Genomic DNA, 26,522 nt, shown 5'->3' on the forward strand with positions numbered 1-26,522 from the left:
CTATTGAAGCATAATATCTCCTGATAACTATTTATTTTTTATACATTTTCATCAAAAAAGAAACAACTTGATGCACTCTTGAGCAAACGGTGTTTTTTTTCATTTTTTTACTTTACAAGGTGAGCGAGGATAGCTATTATTCGCCTCGTTCTCACGAGAACTCGCTTCCTCCATAGTTCAGTCGGTAGAACGGCGGACTGTTAATCCGTATGTCACTGGTTCAAGTCCAGTTGGAGGAGCCAAATTTAGAAAAGCCCACACTATTACAGTGCGGGCTTTTTGCTTTCTAGTCTTTTGTTCTCCTGCGGTATTTCTCTTTATTTTTATTTGCCTTTTTCTCTGAGTTTTATCAATAACTTTTCATAACTCTGTCATCAATCTCAAGGCCAATTTTTACGTATTTTATTTTACCCAATATGATTTATTAAATAATTTTTCAATTTGAAGTGTCTGATTTAATTTTAAGCCTATAAATTAGTTATTTTTTAGCCACTTAAACTGTTTTTTCACTTTTTTTACTTTACAAAGTTCATCACTCTCGCTATTATTCTCCCCGTTCTCACGAGAACTCGCTTCCTCCATAGTTCAGTCGGTAGAACGGCGGACTGTTAATCCGTATGTCACTGGTTCAAGTCCAGTTGGAGGAGCCAAATTTAGAAAAGCCCGCGCTATTACAGTGCGGGCTTTTTGCTTTCTCTACTCTGTATGATTCACATCGCTCTTTTTTCGTTAATTTGTCTTTTTTAAGATCTCCACTTTTTTATTAAATGTGTTGTCTCTTTATTTTTATTCCTTATTGCTGAAAATCTCACCGCTTTATTAGAGCATCTGTTTTAGAAATACACAAAATGTTGCTTATCTACGCACTTAAACAAATATCGCAGATTGTCCTTTGACATCTCAAAACGACCGCTATATGATACACGCCACTTAGTGTTATTCCTCCATAGTTCAGTTGGTAGAACGGCGGACTGTTAATCCGTATGTCACTGGTTCGAGTCCAGTTGGAGGAGCCATTTCTATTTGTGTCACCCTCGTAACCATTTGATTTTATTCTCTGTTTTCCCTTACACCACTCTTTAATACATAATAAAAAAATGCGATTAAATGGTAGCTATTTAATCGTTTTCGTATTAGCATTCGTTTCCGGCTTGACTATTTAGTCCAATCCAATCCTTGATCTTTCGATTTTCCTAAGACACACGGAGCCGGTATATGACCACTGCACAACCTATCACCCTCACTATTCGCCGTCCTGATGATTGGCATGTTCACTTTCGTGATGATGACATGCTAAAAACTGTTGTTCCTTATACCAGTCGTTATTTTGGCAGAGCTATTGTTATGCCAAACCTTGTCCCACCAGTTACAACCATTGACGCTGCTCGCGCTTATCGTGATCGTATAAAAGCGGCTATCCCCGCTGGGGATAAATTCGACCCTTTAATGACTTGCTATTTAACGGATAGCACACTGCCTTCAGAAGTAGAACAAGGTTTTTTACAAGGTGTTTTCACTGCTTGTAAACTTTATCCTGCAAATGCAACAACAAACTCAAGCCATGGTGTATCTGATATTACAAAGATTTATCCTATCTTAAGTGTGATGGAAAAAATCGGCATGCCATTGCTTATTCACGGCGAAGTGACTGCTTCACATATTGATATTTTTGATAGAGAGGCGCGTTTCATTGATGGCGTTATGTCTCCTGTACGCAAACAATTTCCTGAGCTAAAAATAGTTTTTGAACATATCACAACCAAAGAAGCCGCTCAGTATGTGTTAGAAGGAAATGAATTTCTCGGTGCCACCATTACTCCACAACATTTGATGTTTAACCGCAATCATATGTTAGTCGGAGGTGTTAAACCTCACCTCTATTGCCTCCCCATTCTTAAGCGTAATGTTCATCAAGATGCCTTAAGACAAGCTGTCACATCAGGCAATTCTCGCTTTTTCTTAGGGACAGACTCTGCACCACATTTACAACATCGAAAAGAGTCCTCTTGTGGTTGCGCGGGTGTATTTAACGCCCCTACAGCATTAGCAGCCTATGCAACTGTTTTTAAAGAACTTAATGCATTAGCGCACTTTGAAGCATTCTGTTCACTCAATGGGCCACGTTTTTATGGATTACCTATAAATGAAGGTACTATTACACTAACAGAAAAAACGGTTGAAGCACCGGCTCAAATTCTTTGTGGCAATGAAGCGCTTATCCCGTTCTTAGCCAATGAAGATATTCACTGGGATATTACTGTTGATTAATCTCGCCCCTTGATTTTTATCTAAAATGCACCATATAACACTTGTTCGACTGTTAATGGTGCATTACTCTTTTATCAGAGCTAGTACACATTTTTTTGTTACAACAAAAATTTATCTTTTTAATCACGATAAATCTCGTATACTGAAAAGTAACCACATTGTGTGGGAACTTCTCTCTTAGTCAAAACCGGTTGTATGATTAGGAGGTATTATGAGTAGAAAAAATGAAGTTATTCAGACACACCCTGTTGTAGGCTGGGACATCAGTACTGTTGATATCTACGATGCTATGATGCTGCGTTTACATTATCTTCCTGAAAATGAGCATCATCCTGAAAACGCCGTTGTAGATAAAACACTTTGGCTAACAACAGATATAGCTAAACAGCTGATTCATATTCTTCAAGCTGGTATTGATAAAATTGAATCATCTGAAGATCTTGTTTCAGACAACACCAAGCATTAATAAAAAGATCGACAAAAGATAGCGAACGCAAAGCAGGAGTACAATGTACTCCTGTTCTCTTTTATAACTCCATACAATATTTTAATTTTATCCATTTGCCAAACTCATATCATGAAAAATAATTAATTATATTAATAAGTAAAACATTATTTAATACAAGAGCAATAATGATGATTTTATTCGATATATCTTAAAAAAAACAATATATAAGCCGAATTGACACATAATCAAGTTATCTTTAACTTAATAAATTAATAAAATAATGGCAAACAAGGAAGTTATTTGTGAAAGTATTAATTATTGATGAGTGTTTCTTTACTCGTAATGGTATAAAACATTATTTTGCCAAAAGAAATATAAGACATGAAATTATTGATATATCATCTATACAAGAAGCAAATAATTATATTAATCATTCTATGCCTGATATTATATTCATTGACCTTACCCGATATTGCCGAGAAATAGCACACTGCCAACATTTACAATTATTTTTCATTTCAACAAAAAATTGCCGACTTTATCTTTATCTTGATGCGAACTACCCCGATAAAGAAAGGCCTATCGCATTGACAAATAACTGTTTTATTCTCCCAAAGAGAATACTTCCGTGGGTGCTAGAAAAAACCGCTTTATTTACCTCGCGATGCCAAGTTTTTTTTCCAACCTATAAACACTCTTTGTGTTCTATTTTCAGTACACAAGAGCAAAAAATCATTAATTACTGGATGAATGAATTACCAAACCACCAAATAGCTAAAAAACTATGTATCAGTAGCAGTACAGTATATTCACATAAAAGGCATATTACTGAAAAAATTAACGTAAAAAATAGAATTGAATTATTTTTCATATATAACATTTTAAAATACATATATGAAAAGTAGTCTAATATCTTTACATTATAAAATAAAAAAAGAAAAAGGAGTCCGATTCCTATTATTACTCTCTGTAAATATGGTGACTAATAGGCGTGTTTGTCACCTTAAATTTATTATAATATTATGTAGGTAGGGTACATATGATATTAAAATAATTAAACTAATCTTGTATCTATTTTATAATATAAAAACAGCTTATTTATTATGTCATTACTTCACTCTCCATTTTGAAGAGTGAAGTAATGCTTTAAAACTGGAGGTCAATAATTAGGCAATACGTTCAATTTTAGCGGGCAAACCTTGCCGAACAGAAGCGCCAGATACCCAGTCTAACCAAGTATTAGTTATCTCCCTTGTTGGATCCGCAAATCCCAAATCATTCAGGTTGATACCCTTGCCAATGCCTTTGTCCATCGGCAAAGGTTGTTCATCTAAGTAATGTTGGCGAGAGCCTAATTCTTGATGGCCATAACCATGTTCAATGGCTAAAACACCAGGCATAACACCATCAAGTAAACTAATCTCAGCTTCGACTTGCCCTCCCGGTGTTACAATACGAACCCTATCACCATGGCTCACACCCCATTTTTTACCATCTTGCGGGTTAATTGCGACCAAGTTACTCGGTTTCACCATTCTCAATCGTTGGATCATACCGGTTGAACTGCTCACCACATGAGACTTAAAGGACATTAGTTTTAATGGCCATTGATTTTCAGGGTAGTACTGATGAATATCACTACCATCTGAGAGACGTGGTGGATAATAAGTTGGACAACCACTATAACGTTCACCCGTTATCGCATGATGGTTTTTCGCAACTTCTTCATTCCAAATTTGTAATGGTTTTTTCCACTGAGGCCCAGTCTCATTGCCATTCCATGCTTTATCATAAGGCGCAAAACGACCGCCTCGGGTATAAATATATGCAACCCGCAGTACTTCTTCATGTTTTAACGTAGAAGTCATTGCTGGTAGAATTCTATCCACCCCACTCAACAAAATATCTTCATTAGTCGCAGGTGAAACAGGTTTTTCCCCCATAAATGCCATATTAGCCGCAACGCGTAAATAGTAATCTTCTGCACAGTTAATTGGATAGAAATTCCCATCCATATCTTCAATCGCTTTATTACCAAAACCTGGTAAATCTAAGGCTTTTGCCACAGCAATACAGAATGTTTCCATTGAGATAGGTTGGCCTTCTGCTGTTTTAGCAACACGAGGTTCAATAATCGGCCAACGTGCAGTACTGGCTTTGACTTGAACACCAGACCAAGGTGCACTAAATCCCCAACTTTCAAAATTATGTGTATCAGGAACAATATAATCTGCCAGTGCCGTTGTCTCATTCATAAAGGCATCAATACCAATAATTAAAGGTAGATGCTTCGGATCTTTAAGACGCTCTTCCATCACTTGACGAATCCCCGCAATCCCATAAACAGGATTGGTCATATTCGTGATCCATGCTTTTAATGGATAAGGATAACCTGCTAATGCAGATCCTAATTGCTCAGTTAGCTGCCCGGCAGCAAACGGATACCAAGGTGCTTTTGCAGGATATGGTGACTCTCCTTTTTCAACACGCTCTCGGTATTCATCAGATTTCTCATATGCAGCTTTGCTACGTGATAACACCATGCCTTTTGGCTTCACTTTACCTTTAAAGCTCTCCATTTTGTAACATGGACCATCAGTTGCACCATTAAATTTACCCCCACCAACAGATACCCCACCTTTAAGGTTTAAGTTACCGATTAGTGCATTGAGCATAACAACGCTCCACGCTGTATAGAACCCATTTCCTCCCATCATACCGCCATGAGAGATAACCGCAGCTTTTCGTCCATACGCGGTAAATTCACGACCTAATGCGACAATGGTCGTTTCTGGTACTTTACAACGCTCACTATATTCTGCCAATGTCATACGTTTAGCAGCTTCATCAAGTAATTGAAAACTTGATTTCACAGTGACTTCTGCGCCCGTTTTTAAAGTGATTTTATACGTAGCAAATAATTGTGCTTTATCAACTTGTGTTGCAGGAACTAATTCACCACCTTGTGATAACACTAAATTTTGCGCTTCCCCTTCAGCAACATCATTAAAGTGTGCCGTTGTGAGCATTTGTCCTGAAAGTGGATGATTTTCATCGCTGATCACAAGATGCGTTGCATTTGTCCAACTTTTTTCGCCAACATTTTTCATTGAAACTTCGCTAGGTACAGACAGATAGTCTGCATTGTAGCGTTTGTTTTCAATGATCCAGCGGATCATTCCCATGACTAAAGCGGCATCTGTTCCAGGCTGAACAGGAACCCAATGACCATGATCGTTCGCTAGTGTAGTGGTTAACGGTAATGCAGGCGCTACAACAACATAGTTAAATGAATCACGAATACGCGCATTAGCTAGTTGGCGACCTTGGCGTTTAAATGGGTTACCTGATTGTGCTGGCGAAGTTCCTAAGAACAAAGCAAATTCAACATAATCCCAATCTGGTTTAACGTGGGCATTTTTATCTAAATCATTCATTAACGCACCAGAGCCAGCACGGTATGCTAATCCACAATAAGATCCATGAGCACCAAAATTTTTGCTACCAAATGAATTTTGAGCGAAACGACGAATAAAAGTATCACGTCCATCATCACCCGCATTTGTCATTAATAACTGATTAGCTTTAGGGCCTAATGCAGGTTGTTTTGGGTCAATCAGCGTGTCTAAATCACGAATAGCACGTAAACCATCGACATGACCTTCACCAAATAAATCACCACCTTCAACAATTTCTTGGATCAATTGTTCAAAACTGATGCGTTTCCATTTGCCTTCACCACGTTTACCTACACGTTTCATTGGTTCAAGAATACGTGTTGGACTATCAAGGCTTTCCATCATGGTTGCTCCACGAGCACAAGCTGTAGAACGATTTTCTAACCCACTTTCTCCTCCCATTTTTTCAAATGCTTCTTTAATTGGCATGTTGTAGCCAAAGTGATGATCATGAGAAAGGGGATGATAAGGATTACCTGCAATACGTAATACTTTATTGTTTGCTCTATCAACACGAGCACGAACACCGCATTGTGTCCAGCAACCAAAACATTGCGTCATACAAACAGATTGGGCGGTATTCGCTTGCCATTTGGCCTCTTTTACAACCTTACCTTCAGGTAATAATGAATTGCCATTGATCCTATCAAGTGTCACTTTGCCTGATGTGCCATCAACTAAGCCATCTACGGCACGTTTAGCAACATCACGGTAGCTGGCAGCAAATGCGGCAATACCACCGATAACTAACCCACCTTTAAGCCATTGACGTCTTGTAAACTTAGCCATGCTGCACTCTCCTGACAACCCAACGAATACTTTCTCTAAATATAATGGTTAATGCTATCCACAATCCAAATGTACCAACAATTGCCATCAGCCCATCATTACCGAGCGTAAACTCATAAGGGTTTGTAATTATGTTATATTTTGGAATGTATTGGGCACCTATCAACATTAACCAACGTAATACCCATGCAAGCCCCATTGATACAAATGCCATAATGGTAATAAATGCCACTGAACGTGCCTGTTTTGCCATCAAAAGTCCCATGACAACAGAGATGATCCACAGAATAATTACCCCCATAGCACTCCACCAGCCAAGACTTCCTATTGCAAGTTGTTGACGAATTGCTTGGCCTGAAATCGTATTACCAGCAAGCCAAAAACCGGTACATACTGCCAATAGTATCAAGGAGCTAACAAACCACATCGCCAGTTCGCGTTGGTGAGCGGGTTCACGACGCGTTCCTAACGCCAACAATGTTGGTAAAACTTGCATTGCACTAAAGAACAGCAAGATGGGTAGCCAATATGTGTACAACACCGGTCTGGCTTTCAAAATAGAAGCTTCGCGCCCTGTGTATAACAGCAGACCTATCGCAGTTAATGAACACGCTAATGCAACCCAGCGCGTTAATTTATATTCACGTTTCCAGACTAAGCGAACAACCATTGCCACAAAGTAAAGCATGCTAAAGACTGAAAATAGTGGTAATAATAATGAGCCCCATGCCATCCATGACCATGGTGTTGGGTAAGCATAGAAATGCCACACACGTGCTGTTTGATGTAAATCAGCCGTTAAAGCAAGAGGCGCCGTGATCCCTGCTGTCACAGCAATAAATACCGCAACAGCTTCTAAACGTTGATTACCTGAACGACCTTTCCAACACTGCCAACATGCATAAAGTGTTGCACTGCAAGCAATACCAATGAAAAAAAAGTACTGTACAGCCCAAGGTAACCAAAAATATTCTTGCGGGATCGCCATGATTTCTTGAATTTGAGAAACTTGCGGGATCATGAGTGAACCTCCTGCTGCCATAATGCGGGTTGCCCCTGACCAACTAATGGTTGTACAAATGCATCATCTAAGCCGAGATAGAAAACTTGTGGCAACGTACCACTTTCAGGTTTTAATACTTTCAGCTCTTTTTCATGGGTACGTAGCATTTTGCTGATAGTGCTATTTGGATCTTTCATATCACCAATAATACGTGCACCACCAACACAAGATTCGACACAAGCAGGCAATAAACCGACTTCAAGACGATGTGCGCAGAAAGTACATTTATCCGCAGTTTGAGTCGAATGATTAATAAAACGTGCATCGTAAGGGCATGCTTGAACACAGTAAGCACAACCTACGCAACGTTCATTATCAACAACAACAATGCCGTCTTTACGTTGAAAAGTCGCTTGAACAGGACAAACTGGAACACATGGTGGCTCATCACAATGATTACATAGTCTAGGCAGTAAGACGTTGGTTATCCCTTCTTGCCCCTTGATAGCAACCTGATATTGGTTTACTGTCGTCCTAAATTGCCCTTGAGGTGTTTGATTTTCAATATTACAGCTCACAGTACAGGACTGGCATCCTACACAACGACGTAAATCAATCAGCATGCCATAGCGTTTATCCTCCGAGCCTTCACGACGCTCAGGTGATAATTTAATGCCTGCTTCCGCTAAAGGAACTAGTGAAGCACCTGCAGTAAGGACCCCTAATTGTTGTAAAAATTTTCGTTTTCCAAGATCCATATTTGTCTCCAGTATCACTCAATAACCCAATCTCACAATGAGTGAAGGAAATAGAAAGTAAAAAGTATGTGTTTTGTTATAAGGGCATTGTAAAAATTACTGAAGACGACACCTATTGTGGTTTACCACATACCCAGTGTGAACTTGATCCAAAACAATATTTAACATTAGATATTTATGACGATAAAACAGACAATTGGGATAAAACAAGCAGTAAACATCGGGTTATTACTGCTCTTTTTTATGCTTCCTTTACAAGCCACAGCAAAAGTGTGGACGATCGGCGTTTTAGCACTACGAGGAGATGCATCAACTCAAAGGCATTGGTCCCCACTTGTTGATACATTGAATAAACATCTCCCGACAGAAAACTTTGTATTAGTTCCTTTAAATCTTGAAGAAATGAAATTAGCAGTAGCAAAAAAAAACGTTGATTTCTTACTGACAAATCCTGCGCAATTTATTCAATTAGATAATGCATTCCCATTACGTTGGTTACTCTCTTTACACTCTGGCTATGAGCCTGATAACACAACACGAAATGTGATTGGTAGCTTGATTTTAGTTCGTAATGACAGCCCGATTACATCCGTTCAAGCGTTAATAGGAAAAAGAGTAGGCGCCATAGCACCCGATGCTTTTGGTGGCTATCTTTTAGGTTATAAAGCGTTGCGCGAAGAAGGTATCGATCCAGATAAAGATTTCACACTACGTTTCACTGGTTTTCCGGCTGATGCTTTGCTTTATCTTTTACGAGATGGAGATATTAATGCCGCAATTATCCCCGTCTGTTTGTTGGAAAATATGGACAGTGAAGGATTAATAAAAAAGAGTGATTACCGACCGGTGATTTCCTATCAAACCAATACACCTTGTTTAACCAGTACACCGCTTTACCCTAATTGGTCATTTGCAGCACTAGATACCGTCCCTGATGAGTTAGTTGATAAAGTCACTCGTATTTTACTCACTGATGATAGCAAACCGATGAAATGGGGAGCACCTGCATCACATACGCAGGTTGAAAACTTACTCAGAGAAGTCAACCAACATCCTCGACAAAGACAACTTTGGCAAGATGCAAAAAGTTGGGCGATTCAGCATCAATTTATAATTGGCCTTTCATTGATGGCGATTCTTTTCCTTATTTTAAACCAAGTGTGGATAAGCTATTTAGTGAGGCGTCGCAGTCGACAATTAGAGCATGCACATAATCGATTAAGACAGCAAAAAGAAGAATTAGAACATGCTCAACGCTTAAATATATTGGGAGGAATGGCGTCTGGATTTGCTCATGAACTTAACCAGCCTCTTTCTGCCATTAAAAGTTACGCACAAGGCAGTGTTATTCGCCTTAAAAAAGAAAATGAGTCACACCCCCTGTTACCCGCATTGCAACAAATAGACAAGCAAGCACAACGAGGGGCTGATATCATTAGAAATCTACGCTTATGGGTTGGAAAACAAACACCTAACACAGATATTATTCCGCTTTCTCATCAAAATATTGCGGAATGTATCCAACATATTTGGAAACTATTACGCGTAGAAGATAAATACCCTCATGTTTCACTAAAAACTGAGATTAATGAGCATGATAGCCTGTATTTACCTGAAACCTTATTAGAGCAAATTTTATCAAACTTAATTACTAATAGCCTGCAAGCGGGTGCGAAAAACCTGAAAATAAGTACACATAAAGCACCTGATAGATTGCTTGTGGTGATTGAAGATGATGCTGGAGGAATGAGTCATAATCAGCTTGAACACCCTTTTTCCCCCTTCCAAACAACCAAAACAGAAGGGCTTGGATTAGGCTTAGTAATTTGCCAGAGATTATTGCATTCTCAAGGTGCGGATATTCATATTGAAAATCAACAAAACGAGCAAAATAACGTTGGATTAAAAATCACGCTTATTTTCCCTAATAAAAATAAATAATGGAGAAAAAATGCCCACGATTCATCTTGTTGATGATGACCTTGCTGTCACTGATGCTTGTCAGTTTTTATTAGAAAGTTTAGGTTATTCAGCCCATGTTTGGAATGATAGCGAATTCTTTATCAATAATGTCAATCTCTATCAACAAGGGGTTGTATTATTAGATATGCGTATGCCAAACCCCGATGGTAGGCAAGTCCACCAGCATTTAATTGATAAACACAGTACACTTTCTGTGATTTTTTTAACCGGCCATGGTGATATTCCGATGGCCGTTGAAGAAATCAAAAAAGGCGCTATTGATTTTTTACAAAAACCCGTTGATAGCAATGCGCTGTTATCCGCTTTAGATACAGCATTTATTGAAACAAAGGCCCGTTTTACAGCTCATGATATTCGCCGTCGTTATGCTTCATTAACCCCAAGAGAGAAAGATATTGCTTATTATGTTATTCAAGGTTTAATGAATCGCGAAATTGCTGAAGTTGCTTGCGTTTCAATAAGAACTGTTGAAGTTCATCGAGCCAAAGTGATGGATAAGATGGCCGTTAAAAATATTGCTGAATTAGTGACTGCTTTACAAGGCATTGAAATAATTTCACCTAATTTATGACAAAATTTCTTATCTGCACCAAAAAGTGTCACAATATAAGATATTCATTGGAAAAATAGTAAATAGATAGGCTTATGATAAAGTCACCTCCATTTAAAAAATCATTTTTGCAGCCTAAATATTGGCTGACTTGGTTTGGGATCGGATTACTCTATATTCTGGTTCTACTTCCTTATCCTGTCATTTATTGGCTAGGCACACGACTAGGTCGTTTATCTAAAGTTTTTCTCAAAAAACGCGTCCAAATAGCAGAACGTAATCTCGAACTTTGTTTTCCACAAATGCCAAAAAGCGAACGCGAAGCTTTAGTAAATAAAAACTTCGAGTCTGTGGGGATGGGGGTATTTGAGACAGGCATGGCTTGGTTTTGGCCGGATTGGCGTGTAAGACGCTGGTTTAAAGTCAGTGGTAGAGAGAATATCCAAAAAGTACAAGAAACAGGCCAAGGAATTATTGTTGTTGGGATCCACTTTCTGACTTTAGAATTAGGCGCACGTATTTTTGGTATGTTAAATCCTGGTATTGGTGTTTATCGTCCAAATGATAATCCTGTTATGGATTGGCTACAGACTTGGGGCCGGTTACGCTCCAACAAATTTATGCTTGATAGAAAAGATCTAAAAGGAATGATCCGCAATCTCAAGGCTGGTGAAATCCTTTGGTATGCACCAGATCATGACTATGGCCCGCGTAAAAGTGTTTTTGTTCCATTATTTGCTGTTGATAAAGCAGCCACAACAACAGGTACCTATATTCTAGCAAAAACAGGAAACCCGGCTTTAATTCCATTTACCCCTAAGCGATTACCAGAAGCCAAAGGGTATGAATTGATCATTTCACCGGCTGTAGCTGACTTTCCACTTGATAGTGAAGAAAATGCCGCTAATGCAATGAATAAAGTGATAGAGCAAGAAATTTTACGTGCTCCTGACCAATATATGTGGCTACATCGTCGTTTTAAAACTCGTCCTGAAGGTGAACCGTCTTTATATAACGAGATAAAAAAAGTACATTGATAACCAAGTGGCTGTTTTAACCATAAACAGCCACACACTACGCATTAAACAATATAAAAAATAATAATACCAATAAATAACAGCATAAGCTGTAGACTCCTGCAAAACACATTATAAGAGCAAGACCTATCGCACTTATTCTGTATCATGGCTATATTCTTATTCTCTATAAAAAGAAGAAAACCGACTCGCTGTTGTCGCTGTCAACATCGTTACGGTTATATTTAATCTATTTTCTTGGTTTACTCTCTCTTTCTCGGCTAAAGGAGTAACATGGATCTCAAGCCCCGAAATAACTCTTGGAAACGAAATCTTTATATTGTCTGGTTTGGCTGTTTTCTCACCGGCGCCGGTTTTAGTTTAATTATGCCGTTCCTCCCTTTATATGTAGAAGAACTCGGCATAACAGACCATGAAGAGCTTAATCTTTGGACAGGTGTCGCTTTTAGTATTACTTTCCTTTTTTCCGCAATTGCCGCCCCTTTTTGGGGAAAACTATCAGATAGAAAAGGCCGTAAATTAATGCTATTGCGCTCTGCACTGGGCATGGCAATTGTTATGGTATTAATTGGTTTTGCACAAAATATATGGCAGTTATTAGTGTTACGCGCCTTATTGGGTGTATTAGGTGGTTTTGTTCCTAATGCGAATGCATTAATCGCTACACAAGTTCCAGTGAAAAAAAGTGGTTGGGCATTAGGAACGCTTTCAACAGGCGCGGTGAGTGGTGCATTAATTGGCCCTTTAATTGGAGGAATGCTTGCTGATCTCTATGGGTTACGTCCCGTCTTCTTTATTACTTCTGCCGTTTTATTTATTTGCTTTTTAGTTACCCTCTTTTTTGTGAGTGAAAACTTTACACCTGTCTCTAAAAAAGATGCACTAACGACAAAACAAGTGTTTTCATCACTAAAAAACAAAAGGCTGGTTGTTTGCTTATTTTTTACCACCATGATTATTCAAGTTGCAACAGGCTCTGTCACACCTATTTTGACACTTTATATCCGCGAGTTAGCGGGCTCTATTAGCAATCTTGCTTTTATCAGTGGTGTTATTGCGTCAGTACCTGGTATTGCAGCCCTCATTAGCGCCCCTCGCTTCGGTAAATTAGGTGACAGAATTGGCCCCGATAAAGTCCTTATTTTTACGCTTGGGCTTTCTATTTTTATGCTAATTCCGATGGCACTTGTCAGCAATTATTGGGAATTAGGTGCATTACGATTTTTATTAGGTGCCGTAAATGCGGCCATGCTACCTGCGGTACAAACCCTTATTTTGTACAATATTACCCCAGCAATTGCAGGACGAATTTTTAGCTATAACCAAGCATTAAGGGATGTGGGTAATGTTACAGGACCGTTAATGGGGGCTTTTGTTGCAGCAAGTTATGGATTTAGAGCTGTTTTTTATTTCACCGCCGCGGTTGTCTTTTTTAATCTCATTTATTCTTGGTTAAGCTTTAGAACGCCACAAGAAAAGTAGTCAAAAAATCCACAAATAAGATCAGTTAATAGTTTTTTTTCTTCAAAAAATTACACTTTTACATTTAAAGGCCTAATTGTTATTTTTTTTATTCTATTTTTTGTAATTCACTGTTTATTAAGAATATTCCCAACACCCATTTGTTAAGTCTAGTAAAATTTACTTGTCCTATTTTTTCAAAAAAATGCAAGGTTAACTATTGTAAAATGAGATTTTTATCGACTTTTGCACCAAAAAATGGTTTATAAAGTATGAAATATGCTTTTAGTCACTAAATCCTGACAAAAGTATGTTAAAAATATATTAATTAAATGCAGTGGAAAATGATAACAGAATGAAACACCTCTGTTTAGCCACCTGCTACTATTTTGTTCTTTTTACTTGCAAACGACCTGTAGAGGTTTTTTTTGGGAATTTAAGATGCAATCTACTCACTCAAAATCTAGCCGAACTTTCTTTGGCCACCCCTATCCATTAAGCTCCCTTTTCTTTACTGAAATGTGGGAACGCTTTTCTTTCTACGGTATTCGCCCATTATTAATCTTATTTATGGCAGCTACCGTTTATGAAGGTGGCATGGAAATCCCCAGAGAGCAGGCATCTGCTATTGTGGGGATTTTCGCGGGCGGTGTGTATTTAACATCGTTACCAGGAGGTTGGCTCGCTGATAACTGGTTAGGTCAACGCCTAGCAGTATGGTATGGATCTATCTTTATCGCCTTAGGGCATCTTTCTATTGCACTTTCTGCTTTTTGGTCACAAAACCTATTCTTTATCGGCCTACTGCTGATTGTCTTAGGTACAGGGCTATTTAAGACATGTGTCACTGTGATGGTAGGAACCTTATATAAAAGGGATGATACTCGCCGTGATGGCGGATTCTCCTTATTTTATATGGGCATAAATATGGGCTCATTTATTGCACCACTCATCACAGGCTTCTTAGTTCGTGATTACGGTTGGCACTGGGGCTTCGGTATTGGTGGTATTGGTATGCTTGTTGCGTTACTGATCTTTCGCTTCTATGCAGTACCCACAATGCGTCGTTTTGATAGTGAAGTTGGGTTAGATTCAAGCTGGGATCGCCCTACGGTTGTTCGTCGTAATGTCGGTCAATGGATTTTAGCTTTATCCGTTGTTCTTATTGCGATTGTTAGTCTTATCATTTCAGGCGTTATTCCATTTAACCCGGTTATGGTTGCTAACTTTATGGTTTATGTGATCTCAGGGAGTGTTATCGCATATTTTATCTATTTATTCCTATTTGCTGGATTAAGTAGTAGTGACCGTTCTCGCTTATTTGTTTGTTTCCTATTATTGGTTTCAGCAGCCCTTTTCTGGTCTGCATTCGAACAAAAACCGACATCATTTAACTTATTTGCGAATGACTATACAGACTTAAACTTTATGGGCTTTGAGATCCCAGCGGTTTGGTTCCAGTCCGTTAACGCCCTGTTTATTATTATTCTTGCACCGGTCTTTAGTTGGTTATGGCCAATGATGGCACGTAAGAATATAAACTTAAGCAGTATGACTAAGTTTGTAATTGGCATTTTATTTGCCGCAGGTGGCTTCACGGTCATGATGTTTGCTTCTGAAAGCGTTATCGCAACAGGACAAGGTGTTTCACCACTTTGGTTAATTGGTAGCATCTTATTACTGACATTAGGTGAATTATGCTTAAGCCCAATAGGGCTTGCGACAATGACTATTTTAGCCCCAGCAAGAATGCGTGGCCAGGTCATGGGATTATGGTTCTGTGCAAGTGCGTTAGGTAATTTAGCAGCAGGTTTAATGGGAGGAAATATTCGCCCTGATAAACTTGATGTAATGCCTGATTTCTTCTCTCATGTTTCTATCGCTCTGGTTATTTGTGCTGTTGTTCTGGCTGCACTAATTATTCCTGTTCGTAAGATTTTACAAAGCGCAGATAACAAAGAAAAAGCACAAGCTTAATTTTACGCGTTCATTATTGAAGCCATGCCTCATTCATTTAGGCATGGCTTTTTGTTTTTTGTCTTTGTTATTTAAAAGGAATTTTTATGTATTGCACCTAGAATTTAAAACACTTAATCTGATTATCTTCGATTTATTGATAGTTTATCATTAAGGTAATGCGATGACTGTTCTTCCCATTTATTATGTTAATGCCTTTTCCTCTACACCTTTTTCAGGAAATCCTGCAGCCGTCGTTTTGTTAGAGGAATGGTTAGACGATACCACCTTAATTACTCTCGCTAATGAGATTAATTTACCCGAAACTGCGTTTTTAGTTGGTGATCACATTCGTTGGTTTACCCCAAAAATTGAAGTACCTCTGTGTGGACATGCCACATTAGCCACTGCATTTGTATTAAAGACGGTCAAACACGCCCCAGATAATCTCTTTAAATTTCATTCGCTTTCAGGTGAGCTCACGGTCTCTTGCCAAGACACATTCTTTACACTTAATTTTCCAACCATTCCTGCAACATTAAATAACGATATAAAACCATCGCTTGAAGAAAAATTAGCCTTACAAATAGATGAAGTTTGGCAAGCGCATGATCGTTATGTTTGCTTTTTGTCTGATCCAGAGACTGTCATTAACTACCAACCGGATTTCACTCAGATTGCACAGTTGCCTTTACCTGGCGTTATTATTACCGCTAACGGTCATGCTCCTTTTGACTTTATTTCTCGCTTCTTTGCCCCCGTAAAAGGTGTGAATGAAGATCCCGTTACAGGCACATCACATTGTGTATTAGCGCCCATTTGGGGTAACAAACTCAATAAAACACAGTTATATGCAAGACAAGTCTCAAAACGAGGTGGAAATATCAACTGCGAATTAAAAAATAATCGTCTTTTACTGACAGGTGATGCTACTCTTTTTCTAACCGGTAAAATTACCTTTTAATTACTGACGGCATAATCAGCTATTCATCTACTTTGCTTTCAATTTACTCTATTTTATACTGTGGGGAATTTCCCTACAGTATCAAAAAGAAGAAGGCTTAATTGTTATGTCTATCTCTGAGTTATCTCCTGAACTACAAGATAAAATTAAAAATTCAGTTACTCGTGTTTCTAAAGTTATCTTTCCAACCACAACAAATCATCACTCAACACTCTTTGGTGGCACTGCATTAGCTTGGATGGACGAAGTCTCATTTATCACCGCAACACGCTTTAGCCGTAAACGTCTCGTCACCGTTTCAACTGAAAAAATTAATTTTAATCACCCTATTCCATCAGGCACAATTATTGAACTAGTCGGTGAAGTTATTCGGGTTGGGCGCACCAGTTTAACCGTCAATGTCTCTATTTTCCTTGAAGACATGTACGCTGAAGGACGTGAAGAAGTGATCCATGGTCAATTTAATTTTGTGGCCGTCGATAATGCCGGTAAACCGACTCCATTATTTGATAAATAATCTCTTATAACGTGTACAATCTCTCTTTTGGCCCGCCTTAATTAAAAAACACATAGTTTTTATTACGTGGTAAATTATTCTGAGTAATAACAAGACATTAAAATAATTAATTTAAATGGGTATTTTTCAATCAACGATAAATATTCAATAAAATCAAATGGTAATAAGATTACTAACACGTAAGACAAGAGTTATCCACAGTTAATGTGGATAACTGTATACAATAGAGGATCAGAGAACACAGATCTTGCTAGCTGAAAATTCAATCTGACAAACCGTTAATTTCATTCCTATTTTTGCACTTTCGGCAATAACAATATCAACAGAGTGTGAATATCGTCGCCCCACTTCAAGGGCTAATTCAATAGTAGGTTCAATTAGCAATATTGCACCAATATCCTCAATATCAACAGAAATATCAGCAAGCGATCTTATTTGAATGATTTTCTTCATTTTATTTTTGGCAATTTCTGTCGCTTTATCTATTGTCGCTTGATTTACTCTTACTTGCTTTTCAAAACACCCACCACCTGAATAGAGATAGATCATAATTTACTCATCATAAAGAACAAAGGTCGTTACCCTTATTATTCAAATTGGTGGCATAAAAGCCACTCAATTATATAAAAAAGACAACGACCCTATTTCTCATTTTATTCTAAACAACGTAATACAATAAATATTTACCAACCATAAGAGACACCACCTCCCACAACACCACGATCTTCTGTATTCCATGAAGCTGAAACACGAATAATTGCACTCTCTGTGATTTGATATTGAGCACCTGTTGCAAACGCATTAGCATCACGATAATTACCAACCCCCACACCTAAACTAAAAGTATGGTTAGTCACATAGGGAATATTTGCCATTGCTGCGACAGAGGCTATACCCGCGCTTGCTCTTTTATCTACTTTATCGATTTTATTATCCATATTTTTAAGTGCGATATCGTTATCAATAAAAATATTCTTAATTTTATTATTGGTATATTCGTTAGCAATAGAAATAGAATCATGTTTCGCATTCTCTATATATTCCTTCAATGATTCATCTCTATCATTAATAATATTATTAGTGATATTAATATACTCGCTTCCCTTTTGAGTAATATACTTCTCACGTTCTTTTATTATTTTTTCATTATTTTTACCAATAAGCCCATTCACCCCAGAAGTAATTTTACTAATTTCTATATCAGTATAACTATTCGCTTTTTTTTCTGACGCTTTTACTTTTCCTTCTGTTGAATTTGTAATTTCATCTCTTATATTACTAACATGTTCAACTATTTTTTTATCATGTTCATTAACTTTTAAATCAGTATATTCTTTGCCACTATTTTCAATTTCAATAAATTTATTACTTGTATAATCTTTAATATTACTTTCAGATTCAAGGATTTTATTATTAGTATGTTCTTCTATTCCTTCCTTTATATCATTAACTTTATTATCAGTATAAGATTCAATACCTTCTTTCATTTCTAAAAACTTATCTTCGGTATAAAGATAAAATTCTTTTTTTTCTTCATTGATATAATTAACAATATTATCTTGATGTTCGTTTAGTTTACTGTCGGTATAGTGATTTGATTTTTTATTTGAATCTTCAGCTAATGCTTTCGCCTTAGATTCACTCTGTTTTAATACAGCTTCATTTGCTTTTGAGATATCTTCTTGTATTAACTTATTATTTTCATTTATTTGAGTTGTTGTTTCTTTAATAAGAGTACTTTTTTCCTGCTCAATCTTATCGTAAATAACGACATTATTATCACTAATATGCTTATCCGTTTCAGTAAGAATATTATTTTTTTCTTCTTTCAATTGAGAAACATTAACCGCATCTGTATCTTCAGTTCCTGCTGCAACATTAATAATTTGTCGCTGGTTTTTGTCACTACCTATTGATAAAGTATTATCACGATTATTACTACTTTTATCACCTAATATAATAGCATTACTTGCTGTTCCAGATGACTTACTACCAATAATAACCGAATTATCAGCGCTATCAGCGAGATTGCTTCCGCTACCTAATATAACTCCATTTTCAGCATTATTTATTGCACCTTTACCAATACTAATTGCATCCTTACTTTCACTATAAGCTTGAGAACCAATAGAAAGTGAACCTTCACCAATGGCCATTGCACCACTTCCCAATGACAACGCATTGTCTCCTATTGCTGTACTTTTATGGCCTATTGCAGTTGCATTTTCACCTTCAGCACCTGCATTAGCGCCAATCGCTGTTGATTGATCAGAATGTGCCCATGTATTATATCCAACAGCTGTCGATTCATTACCATCTGCTTTACTATTTCCACCTAACAACGTGGTATTATTGGCATAAGAAAACGTAGATGAAAATAATATAATAACCAATAGTTTTATCTTGAAATTTATATTTCGAATCATACCTATATTACTCCATAATTAATAAACTCATATATAGAGTAATATGTATTTTATTTTTTACACATTATATATTTTATAAAATAATTTAATACCCTTCAAAAACTCTATTAAAAATAAATAATAACATTATTTTATAATTATAAAGTCAATAAAAAAACAAATCACAGCATTTTATTTTCAAAATAAAATCAATCACTAAAGAAAAAAAACAGAAATAACAAAAAACAAGAACAAACATTAATTTTTAAAAAAGTAATTTTTTTATAAAATTAAAACTTTTTAAATTTGAGATAAGGATCATATAAAAAAACAACATTATTTTTATGCTTTGATAATATTATAAATTTATATTACAACAATATCTAAGTAAAAGCCCCTAAACATATTTATGTTTAGGGGATCAGTTTATTCAATAAATTTTTCTTCCGCGATTAATAATTTATCAATTGATGATTGACATAAATAAGGCCTGAGAGCTTCAAATTTTTTCTCTGACCATTGATAAATTTTTAACGATAAAAGTTGCTCAATCACATTGGGCTCAAAACGGTACTTAAGGTGTTTCGCTGGTGTTCCACCGATAATACTATAAGGTTCCACATCTTTAGAAACAACACTATTAGCAGCAACAATAGCTCCTTCACCAATAGTGACCCCAGGCATTATCATTGCACGCATTCCTATCCATACGCCATCTTGAATATGGGTATCTCCCTTACCTATATAAGCCTCTTCAATTTTATCCATAAAAGGATAAAGAGAGAACCAATCCATACGATGAGTATGATTTCCCCCCATTAATATGATGGCTTGTGCACCGATACAGACATAATCACCAATATATAATTTATCAATTTCCCATAGTGGCTCCCATTGCAGGCTAATTTCATCACCATGAAGATAGCGCACAACTGAAGCTTCAAACCCCTCATCCCAACAATCACTGTAATAACTGTGTTGTCCTTTGATGATAATATTTTTATTTTTTACTGTTTCATGCAGATATTCTACACGCGACCAATGTTTATTTTTCATAATATGACTCGCTATAAATAAATGAGTCATCAAAGAATGCTTAATTCTCTGATGATGTGTGCGCATTCAAAACACATCACCTTAAGCAATCCTAGGTTGAAACAATAAAGGATTTATTTTCATTTCATTCTACAATCCACGTTCCCCATTCAATAAATTTATACTCACTATTATTTGTATTATCATAAATATGCTCAAAAAAACCATGGATAATTAACATAACACTTTATAATTATCCATGGCTTAAAAATAACTATTTAAAAAAGTCTTTACTACCATGAGGCGCACAACGTAAATATTGAGGTGCAACTTTTATAGTCTGCTTAAGTTTTTCCGCAGCATGCCAAGGCCAACGAGGATCATATAAAATCCCTCGCCCTAATGCGATAAAGTCAGCTTGCTCTGTTAATAAAATAGCCTCAGCTTGTTCTGGCTCTGTAATAAGTCCGACAGCGATAACCGGCAGTTGTGTTTCGTTATAAATAGCCTGAGCAAATGGTACTTGATAATTAGGACCTAGCTTAATATCTTGCTTATCTGATAATCCACCGGAGGAAACATGAATGTAATGGCAACCTAATTCTTCAAGATGTTGTGTTAAAGCAACAGCGCTTTCAAGGTCCCAACCGCCTTCAACCCAATCTGTTGCAGAAATTCTTACACCAACACAAACATTATCAGAAACCGCATTTTTTACACCAACAAAAACATCCGCTAATAATCGACAACGATGATTAAAATCACCGCCATACTGATCTGTTCTATCGTTTGATAACGGAGATAGGAACTCATGCAACAAATATCCGTGAGCGCCATGAATTTCAATAACATCAAAACCAGCTAATTCCGCTCGTTTAGCGGCATCAATAAAGGATTGCTTTATCTCTTCAATTTCGTCAATAGTCAAAGCATAAGGCTGATGGTTTTTTCCAAATGGAATTTCTGAAGGTGCAACTTTTTGCCAACCATGAGGAGAATCTGGCGCAAGCGACGCGCCACCATTCCAAGGTAAATCAGTTGACGCTTTACGCCCCGCATGAGCAATTTGTATACCAATTTTAGCAGAGGAATATTGTTTAATATTATCGACCAGTTTTTTTAATTCACAACCATGCTGATCAGACCAAATTCCTAAATCTTTATAGCTAATACGGCCTCTCGGTTCTACTGCGGTCGCTTCCACAATCACAAGTGAAGCGCCAGATAATGCAAGCTGTCCATAATGCATTGTGTGCCATGTTGTCGGATAACCATCTTGTGCCGAATATTGGCACATAGGCGCAACAATAATACGATTATCTAACTGGTGGGGGCCTAATTTTTTAGGGGAAAACAACAAACTCATATAAAGTCTCCTGCTATCAATAAGAATTTATGCAAAGAAAATCACTTTGCTTATAAATAAAAGAATTAAATATACAAGTTTAAGGCTATCGGATCTTACCCATCAAGGCGATGCCCAACTTCACATTGTGATGATAAATAACCCACTTATAAGTTATTATTTATTCTTAGCTAAATTTAATAGTTATTAAAATATGTGAAGCTATTCAATAAATTATCACATTATTTTAATTTTCTACAGCACAATTAAGGTCTTATTGAAAGAAATAAAAATAAGACTGTAGGCGAATGCATTAATAAACATTTCTTCGTTAATTAAATTATTCTCATTATCATCTAGATAGTAAATGATGTGATATAAATACACGTCACTTTGAATTTGTATAAATTTTATTTATTTAAGAAAATAATTAAATTTAATGAAAATGAGAAAACATTATCTTGTTTTCTCATCATTTTTACCAATCTCTTGTTGCTATTAATTCTTCTATATCAGCATCTTCAAAACCATATTCATCAGCAATAATACCGAAATCTTCCGCAATACACTCTCTTGCAACAGTCTCAATATCACTCCCTTCTTCACAAAACTCTTCTGCAAGATCATTAAATTGCTCTGTCGTCTTTTGAGTTAGAATATAAAGTTCTGCTAAACTTTTAGGCGATGTTGCTTCAATTTTTAAACACAGTGCTTTAAGTAAAGCTTGTCCTTTTTTTACAAGATGGGCTGGATAATATCCATCATTTTCCATCTCATTTAAAAAAGCGTGTGAGGCTAAAATCGAATTTTTAATCATTATACAATCCTATTTAAGTATTTACCTTAAAGACATGAAGCTATACACGCCCTCTTTCTGGCAAAACAGATTACGTTTTTTAATTAAATAATGAGTTTCTGTTACACTAAACTTATACAACTTTACTAGTAAATAGGCAATAAAGTAAAATGACTAAAAAAACACAAATAATATTTCTTTTTTTGACTATTGCTCTGCTTTCTCTCTTTATTTTTAATTCTTCTTTTAAATCCTCACCTTTAGCAACATGGCAGTTTTATGGCAATAATGGTGAATATATTACAGGCCATTACTATCTACCCGAAAAAAACAGTACAACAGATTCCGTAATTTCAATTCCAGAAATTTCAGAAAAAAATGGATTGAGAATAACACAATGGAATAGTTGTCATTTAAAATTAACTAACAATAACAAAATATTGGCTATCTCTTATTTTAAAAATGGCCTTATTCAAGCCTCATTATCTACAAATAGTCCAATTTATATGCCTTTAGCAGAACTTAATTTTTATCGGCCTGATGATATGCACTGGTCGATAGCTCGTTTAGCTGATGGAACTTATAAAGGTTGGATTTGGGATAATATCGCTAATCAGTTAATCCCTGTACATTATCAATCTGATAGAACAACATTAATTACAGGCACTAATTATACATTGATGCCAAGTAGTTATTGGCTATTTCAGCGTTGGGGAAATGGAATATTATTGGAAGAATATAAATTAGATGACTTACCTATAAAAGATAACTTCATTCCTGAGAATGATAAACAACGTCTAGAACAAGCAAAAATAGAATTTCAGAATATAGCAAATGATTTAACAAAGCCGTTAAACTTGTCATTTGATTTAAACTTATGGAATAACTCATTTTGTGAGTAATAATTCCTATGGGAAATGCTCCCAGAGGGATGGGAGCATTTCTGACACAGAATGATTTAATGTATACTAAATAACACCATCTAATTTCATATAAAATCCTTTTAATAAAAATTAAATTCCTTTTAAAACACGAAACTTCTATTGCAAGAGTATAGATGAATAGAGTAAGTAATTTAAATCTAATAAATTGTTGCACAACATGGGTATATTAAATCTATTTTTTTATTTCAATAAAAGAATAAAGTATCATTTTAATAGACATATTAATCAATGAAATTAATTTTTTATATTTACTTTATGCTAAATACACAACTATATTTACTTACTCTTAAGTAGAATTATATTCTATTTTAAAATAGCAAGTGTCTTAGATGAATCATTTACGTTAGCGTAGCATAATAGCGTGAAAAATATATTAGTTAAAATGAATTAATAAAAACAATTCTATCTTAGCTCATCTTTTAAATTTAACATTAAATTCCTTGGAATAACAAAGTAGAACAATAGTTACCTTAATAAAGTGATTCATAATAATACTTTCTTTTTAAAATCATTTATTTTTAGTAAAAAAACATATTAAATAAAATTTTATCTTACATTAAGAGTTCATTAATCAAACTTGACTTTACATTTTATTATATTGCTCAATTTTTGTTTGGCTCTTATACTTTCTTAAGACGATTTTAGATAGGTATTATTATGAATATTTTGTTGGTTGAAGACGATTTACAACTCGGTAAAGCACTTTGTCGTGGGCTTGAAATTGCTGGTTTTCATCCATGCTGGGTTAGATTACTTGCTGATGCCCGTGTTCAACTGAGCCAGCGCCCTTTTGATTTAATGTTATTAGATTTGGGTCTACCTGATGGTGACGGACAAGATGAACTTATTTCACTTAGAAAAAATGGTGAAAAAATCCCAATTATCATTTTAACGGCCCGTACTCAAATCGACAATTTAGTACAAACATTAGATTCTGGAGCTGATGATTTTTTACCGAAGCCTTTTGCTATGCCAGAACTTATTTCTCGCGTAAAAGCAGTTAGCCGTAGAATGGCGGGTTTTTCATCACAAATATGGTCTATTGGTGATTTACAGCTTAATCCAGCAAACCACCAAGTAACCTTAAATGACGAGCTTCTTTTATTATCAGGTAAAGAATATCAATTGTTATATGAATTAATGCGTAATACTGACAATGTGGTGCGTAAATCAGAGTTAGAGCAACGCTTATTTGGTTTAGACGATAAAATTGAAAGTAATTCCCTCGAAGTCCACATGCATAATTTACGCAGAAAAATAGGAAAAGAACGTATTATCACCGTACGTGGTGTGGGTTATTTATTAAAAAAAGAAGCTAACTAAATGAAGATCCGTTCTTTCTTTATTTACACTATTGTTCTTCAGATTATCTCTATTGTTATGCTCTGGGGGGTATGGTTAGCGTGGATACAATTTGATTATCTTGCTGAATTCGAAAATATTTATAATAAACAGCAAGAAATTATCGCTAAAGGTTTTGCTAATACCCTAGAAATTGTTGCTGACCAACCTGAAGTGCTCAAAGAAATCGCACATAACTTACAAGGTATGTATATCGACGCTATGCTTAATGGTGAAGATGATGAATTACAATATTTACCTTGGTTTATCGCCTTAGATGAAAATAATACCCTAATTTATACTAATCGCCCTGAATTACCCATCCCTACAAGAGTCCTTTCATTAGCATCAGAAAAAGTTTCTGTCGCAGGAGAAAAATGGATACTCTCTTTTAGCTGGGGAGACAAACATAAAATAAAAGTGTTTATCGGTGAATCCGTTGAAGATAGAGGTCATGTTATTGGTAATCCGGTTGAAGGAACATTTGTACCTTTTTTATTTATACTTGCAACGGTTATTTTGGCCATTTTAATTACCGCTTATTTTAGTTTACGTCCATTAAGACAAGCCGCAGAACTTATTTCTAATCGCAGACCTCGTAACTTAACCCCTATTAATGTCAGTCAGCAATTTAAAGAAATACGTCCAATCTTTAAAGAATTAAACCAATTAATGGCAAGAATTGATACAGCTAATATTCGTGAAAAACAATTTATGGCTGATGCGGCTCATGAATTAAGAACACCTATCGCAGCCGTTATTGCCCAACTACATTTACTCTCTTTAGTTGATGATCAACAAGAGCGTGAAGAAATTATTGATGATATGAAACAATCGCTTGATAGAGCAGCAGCCCTTTCTCATCAATTAATTGATTTAGCGCGATTAGAATGTGATGATTTTCCTCTTAAAATAGAAACACTTGATATCTATAATGTCATTGGTAATGCAATAGCGCAACGTGTCCCATACGCAATTACTAAAAATATCGAATTATCACTAAATGAGGGGCAGTCTTTAACGCTTAAAACAGATAAACAGGCGTTACTCTCTATTTTTAATAATCTACTTGATAATGCTATTAAATATTGCCCTAAAGGTAGCCAAGTAGAGATCACTATTGAAAATAAATATGCTGAAGGGGTTAACGTTATTGTGCGTGATAATGGACCTGGGGTGGCAAAAGAACATATTAATGCCCTCTTTTCTCGTTTTTATCGTGTACCTGGATCTAATGAAACAGGTAGTGGCTTAGGTTTATCTATTGCTCTTAATCTCGCAAATAAAATTCAAGCATCATTAATCGTAACTGAAGGGATTAATAATAAGGGGATCGGTTTTATTATTGCGCTACCACGAGAACCCCAATCATCAGAAAATGATTAATCATCCATTAACGAATAAAATCTATTAAAAAGGAGGTATAAATACCTCCTTTTTTGATTACCATAACGTTAATAATAA

Annotated in this window: 21 protein-coding genes and 3 tRNA genes; 16 read left to right on the top strand and 8 right to left on the bottom strand. The window is 36.1% G+C overall.

The annotated features are described in order from the left end of the window. Window positions 1-166: 166 nt before the first annotated feature. The 6 genes from GWI97_RS14895 to GWI97_RS18490 all read left to right on the top strand — a co-directional run bounded on the left by GWI97_RS14895 (window position 167) and on the right by GWI97_RS18490 (window position 3,621). Window positions 167-242, top strand: a tRNA-Asn gene (locus tag GWI97_RS14895). 332 nt (window positions 243-574) lie between these two features. After that, window positions 575-650 (top strand) — tRNA-Asn (locus GWI97_RS14900). 290 nt (window positions 651-940) lie between these two features. Next, window positions 941-1,016: transfer RNA gene (locus GWI97_RS14905), tRNA-Asn, on the top strand. A gap of 199 nt (window positions 1,017-1,215) precedes the next feature. Continuing rightward, window positions 1,216-2,268, top strand: a complete 1,053-nt coding sequence (gene pyrC / locus GWI97_RS14910; RefSeq protein WP_161752126.1) for a dihydroorotase — start codon at window positions 1,216-1,218, stop codon at window positions 2,266-2,268. A 211-nt stretch (window positions 2,269-2,479) separates the two neighbouring features. After that, complete coding sequence (bssS, locus tag GWI97_RS14915; RefSeq protein WP_036935693.1) at window positions 2,480-2,734, top strand: biofilm formation regulator BssS; 255 nt, start codon at window positions 2,480-2,482, stop codon at window positions 2,732-2,734. Between the two features lie 284 nt (window positions 2,735-3,018). Further along, window positions 3,019-3,621 (top strand): response regulator transcription factor, encoded by a 603-nt coding sequence (locus GWI97_RS18490; RefSeq protein ID WP_087802133.1) that lies wholly within the window; start codon window positions 3,019-3,021, stop codon window positions 3,619-3,621. A 261-nt stretch (window positions 3,622-3,882) separates the two neighbouring features. Here the strand turns inward: GWI97_RS18490 and ttrA are convergent, their stop codons facing one another. Genes ttrA through ttrB form a run of 3 tightly spaced genes read right to left on the bottom strand, consistent with a single transcriptional unit; the run spans window position 3,883 to window position 8,724 of the window. After that, a complete protein-coding gene (gene ttrA / locus GWI97_RS14925) occupies window positions 3,883-6,963 on the bottom strand; it encodes a tetrathionate reductase subunit TtrA (RefSeq protein WP_161752127.1) in 3,081 nt (1,026 codons plus the stop codon). Beyond that, entirely contained in the window at window positions 6,956-7,984 is a 1,029-nt protein-coding gene (gene ttrC, locus GWI97_RS14930; RefSeq protein WP_087802132.1) for a tetrathionate reductase subunit TtrC, read from the bottom strand. The genes ttrA and ttrC overlap by 8 nt, the downstream gene beginning before the upstream one ends. Continuing rightward, the gene (gene ttrB, locus GWI97_RS14935) at window positions 7,981-8,724 is read right to left on the bottom strand and encodes a tetrathionate reductase subunit TtrB (RefSeq protein ID WP_036935687.1); all 744 of its coding nucleotides are present in this window, start codon (window positions 8,722-8,724) and stop codon (window positions 7,981-7,983) included. The genes ttrC and ttrB overlap by 4 nt, the downstream gene beginning before the upstream one ends. Before the next feature lie 177 nt (window positions 8,725-8,901). Between ttrB and ttrS the strand changes: the two genes are divergently transcribed. From ttrS to GWI97_RS14970, 7 genes are all read left to right on the top strand, one after another. Then, window positions 8,902-10,665: a tetrathionate respiration histidine kinase TtrS gene (gene ttrS / locus GWI97_RS14940; protein ID WP_161752128.1), complete on the top strand. Its 1,764-nt coding sequence runs from the start codon at window positions 8,902-8,904 to the stop codon at window positions 10,663-10,665. Between the two features lie 10 nt (window positions 10,666-10,675). Beyond that, window positions 10,676-11,278: a tetrathionate respiration response regulator TtrR gene (gene ttrR / locus GWI97_RS14945; protein ID WP_036935683.1), complete on the top strand. Its 603-nt coding sequence runs from the start codon at window positions 10,676-10,678 to the stop codon at window positions 11,276-11,278. Between the two features lie 74 nt (window positions 11,279-11,352). Beyond that, a complete protein-coding gene (locus GWI97_RS14950; protein ID WP_036935681.1) occupies window positions 11,353-12,294 on the top strand; it encodes a Kdo(2)-lipid IV(A) acyltransferase in 942 nt (313 codons plus the stop codon). Between the two features lie 273 nt (window positions 12,295-12,567). Next, window positions 12,568-13,776: a multidrug efflux MFS transporter MdtG gene (gene mdtG / locus GWI97_RS14955; RefSeq protein WP_036935679.1), complete on the top strand. Its 1,209-nt coding sequence runs from the start codon at window positions 12,568-12,570 to the stop codon at window positions 13,774-13,776. A gap of 420 nt (window positions 13,777-14,196) precedes the next feature. Beyond that, complete coding sequence (locus tag GWI97_RS14960; RefSeq protein WP_036935676.1) at window positions 14,197-15,732, top strand: peptide MFS transporter; 1,536 nt, start codon at window positions 14,197-14,199, stop codon at window positions 15,730-15,732. A 163-nt stretch (window positions 15,733-15,895) separates the two neighbouring features. Then, window positions 15,896-16,675 carry a PhzF family phenazine biosynthesis protein gene (locus GWI97_RS14965; protein ID WP_036935674.1) on the top strand — a complete coding sequence of 260 codons (780 nt, stop codon included), beginning with the start codon at window positions 15,896-15,898 and terminating at the stop codon, window positions 16,673-16,675. 106 nt (window positions 16,676-16,781) lie between these two features. Further along, window positions 16,782-17,192 carry an acyl-CoA thioesterase gene (locus GWI97_RS14970; protein WP_036935672.1) on the top strand — a complete coding sequence of 137 codons (411 nt, stop codon included), beginning with the start codon at window positions 16,782-16,784 and terminating at the stop codon, window positions 17,190-17,192. A gap of 231 nt (window positions 17,193-17,423) precedes the next feature. Here GWI97_RS14970 and GWI97_RS14975 read toward each other — a convergent pair whose 3' ends face one another. The 5 genes from GWI97_RS14975 to GWI97_RS14995 form a co-directional block, all read right to left on the bottom strand. After that, window positions 17,424-17,741: a hypothetical protein gene (locus tag GWI97_RS14975; protein ID WP_036935670.1), complete on the bottom strand. Its 318-nt coding sequence runs from the start codon at window positions 17,739-17,741 to the stop codon at window positions 17,424-17,426. Window positions 17,742-17,875: 134 nt separating this feature from the next. Then, window positions 17,876-19,618, bottom strand: a complete 1,743-nt coding sequence (locus GWI97_RS14980; protein WP_036935668.1) for a YadA-like family protein — start codon at window positions 19,616-19,618, stop codon at window positions 17,876-17,878. 405 nt (window positions 19,619-20,023) lie between these two features. Continuing rightward, on the bottom strand, window positions 20,024-20,653 hold the full coding sequence (locus GWI97_RS14985) for a CatB-related O-acetyltransferase (protein WP_036938939.1): 630 nt from the start codon (window positions 20,651-20,653) through the stop codon (window positions 20,024-20,026). A 253-nt stretch (window positions 20,654-20,906) separates the two neighbouring features. Then, on the bottom strand, window positions 20,907-21,998 hold the full coding sequence (locus GWI97_RS14990) for an NADH:flavin oxidoreductase/NADH oxidase (RefSeq protein WP_036935666.1): 1,092 nt from the start codon (window positions 21,996-21,998) through the stop codon (window positions 20,907-20,909). Between the two features lie 457 nt (window positions 21,999-22,455). Further along, entirely contained in the window at window positions 22,456-22,794 is a 339-nt protein-coding gene (locus GWI97_RS14995; RefSeq protein WP_196725702.1) for a DUF5713 family protein, read from the bottom strand. A gap of 149 nt (window positions 22,795-22,943) precedes the next feature. Here GWI97_RS14995 and GWI97_RS15000 point away from each other — a divergent pair, with 149 nt between their 5' ends. The 3 genes from GWI97_RS15000 to GWI97_RS15010 all read left to right on the top strand — a co-directional run bounded on the left by GWI97_RS15000 (window position 22,944) and on the right by GWI97_RS15010 (window position 26,444). Then, complete coding sequence (locus GWI97_RS15000; RefSeq protein WP_036935662.1) at window positions 22,944-23,675, top strand: hypothetical protein; 732 nt, start codon at window positions 22,944-22,946, stop codon at window positions 23,673-23,675. Between the two features lie 699 nt (window positions 23,676-24,374). Next, window positions 24,375-25,040, top strand: coding sequence for a response regulator (locus GWI97_RS15005; RefSeq protein WP_036935660.1), 666 nt, complete (start codon window positions 24,375-24,377; stop codon window positions 25,038-25,040). Beyond that, complete coding sequence (locus GWI97_RS15010; RefSeq protein WP_036935658.1) at window positions 25,041-26,444, top strand: ATP-binding protein; 1,404 nt, start codon at window positions 25,041-25,043, stop codon at window positions 26,442-26,444. It abuts the gene before it with no gap. Window positions 26,445-26,522 lie beyond the last annotated feature (78 nt).

Origin of the sequence: Proteus sp. G2300, assembly GCF_009915965.1 — a bacterium.
Taxonomy (GTDB): Bacteria; Pseudomonadota; Gammaproteobacteria; order Enterobacterales; family Enterobacteriaceae; genus Proteus; species Proteus vulgaris.

Coding starts and splice junctions, on each gene's coding strand:
- GWI97_RS14960 (WP_036935676.1), top strand. CDS start 14,197: ATGCAATCTACTCACTCAAAATCTAGCCGAACTTTCTTTGGCCACCCC.
- GWI97_RS15000 (WP_036935662.1), top strand. CDS start 22,944: ATGACTAAAAAAACACAAATAATATTTCTTTTTTTGACTATTGCTCTG.
- GWI97_RS14970 (WP_036935672.1), top strand. CDS start 16,782: ATGTCTATCTCTGAGTTATCTCCTGAACTACAAGATAAAATTAAAAAT.
- pyrC (WP_161752126.1), top strand. CDS start 1,216: ATGACCACTGCACAACCTATCACCCTCACTATTCGCCGTCCTGATGAT.
- bssS (WP_036935693.1), top strand. CDS start 2,480: ATGAGTAGAAAAAATGAAGTTATTCAGACACACCCTGTTGTAGGCTGG.
- ttrA (WP_161752127.1), bottom strand. CDS start 6,963: ATGGCTAAGTTTACAAGACGTCAATGGCTTAAAGGTGGGTTAGTTATC.
- GWI97_RS15010 (WP_036935658.1), top strand. CDS start 25,041: ATGAAGATCCGTTCTTTCTTTATTTACACTATTGTTCTTCAGATTATC.
- ttrR (WP_036935683.1), top strand. CDS start 10,676: ATGCCCACGATTCATCTTGTTGATGATGACCTTGCTGTCACTGATGCT.
- GWI97_RS14965 (WP_036935674.1), top strand. CDS start 15,896: ATGACTGTTCTTCCCATTTATTATGTTAATGCCTTTTCCTCTACACCT.
- ttrC (WP_087802132.1), bottom strand. CDS start 7,984: ATGATCCCGCAAGTTTCTCAAATTCAAGAAATCATGGCGATCCCGCAA.
- GWI97_RS14985 (WP_036938939.1), bottom strand. CDS start 20,653: ATGAAAAATAAACATTGGTCGCGTGTAGAATATCTGCATGAAACAGTA.
- mdtG (WP_036935679.1), top strand. CDS start 12,568: ATGGATCTCAAGCCCCGAAATAACTCTTGGAAACGAAATCTTTATATT.
- GWI97_RS14975 (WP_036935670.1), bottom strand. CDS start 17,741: ATGATCTATCTCTATTCAGGTGGTGGGTGTTTTGAAAAGCAAGTAAGA.
- GWI97_RS14995 (WP_196725702.1), bottom strand. CDS start 22,794: ATGATTAAAAATTCGATTTTAGCCTCACACGCTTTTTTAAATGAGATG.
- GWI97_RS14950 (WP_036935681.1), top strand. CDS start 11,353: ATGATAAAGTCACCTCCATTTAAAAAATCATTTTTGCAGCCTAAATAT.
- GWI97_RS14990 (WP_036935666.1), bottom strand. CDS start 21,998: ATGAGTTTGTTGTTTTCCCCTAAAAAATTAGGCCCCCACCAGTTAGAT.
- ttrB (WP_036935687.1), bottom strand. CDS start 8,724: ATGGATCTTGGAAAACGAAAATTTTTACAACAATTAGGGGTCCTTACT.
- GWI97_RS15005 (WP_036935660.1), top strand. CDS start 24,375: ATGAATATTTTGTTGGTTGAAGACGATTTACAACTCGGTAAAGCACTT.
- GWI97_RS14980 (WP_036935668.1), bottom strand. CDS start 19,618: ATGATTCGAAATATAAATTTCAAGATAAAACTATTGGTTATTATATTA.
- ttrS (WP_161752128.1), top strand. CDS start 8,902: ATGACGATAAAACAGACAATTGGGATAAAACAAGCAGTAAACATCGGG.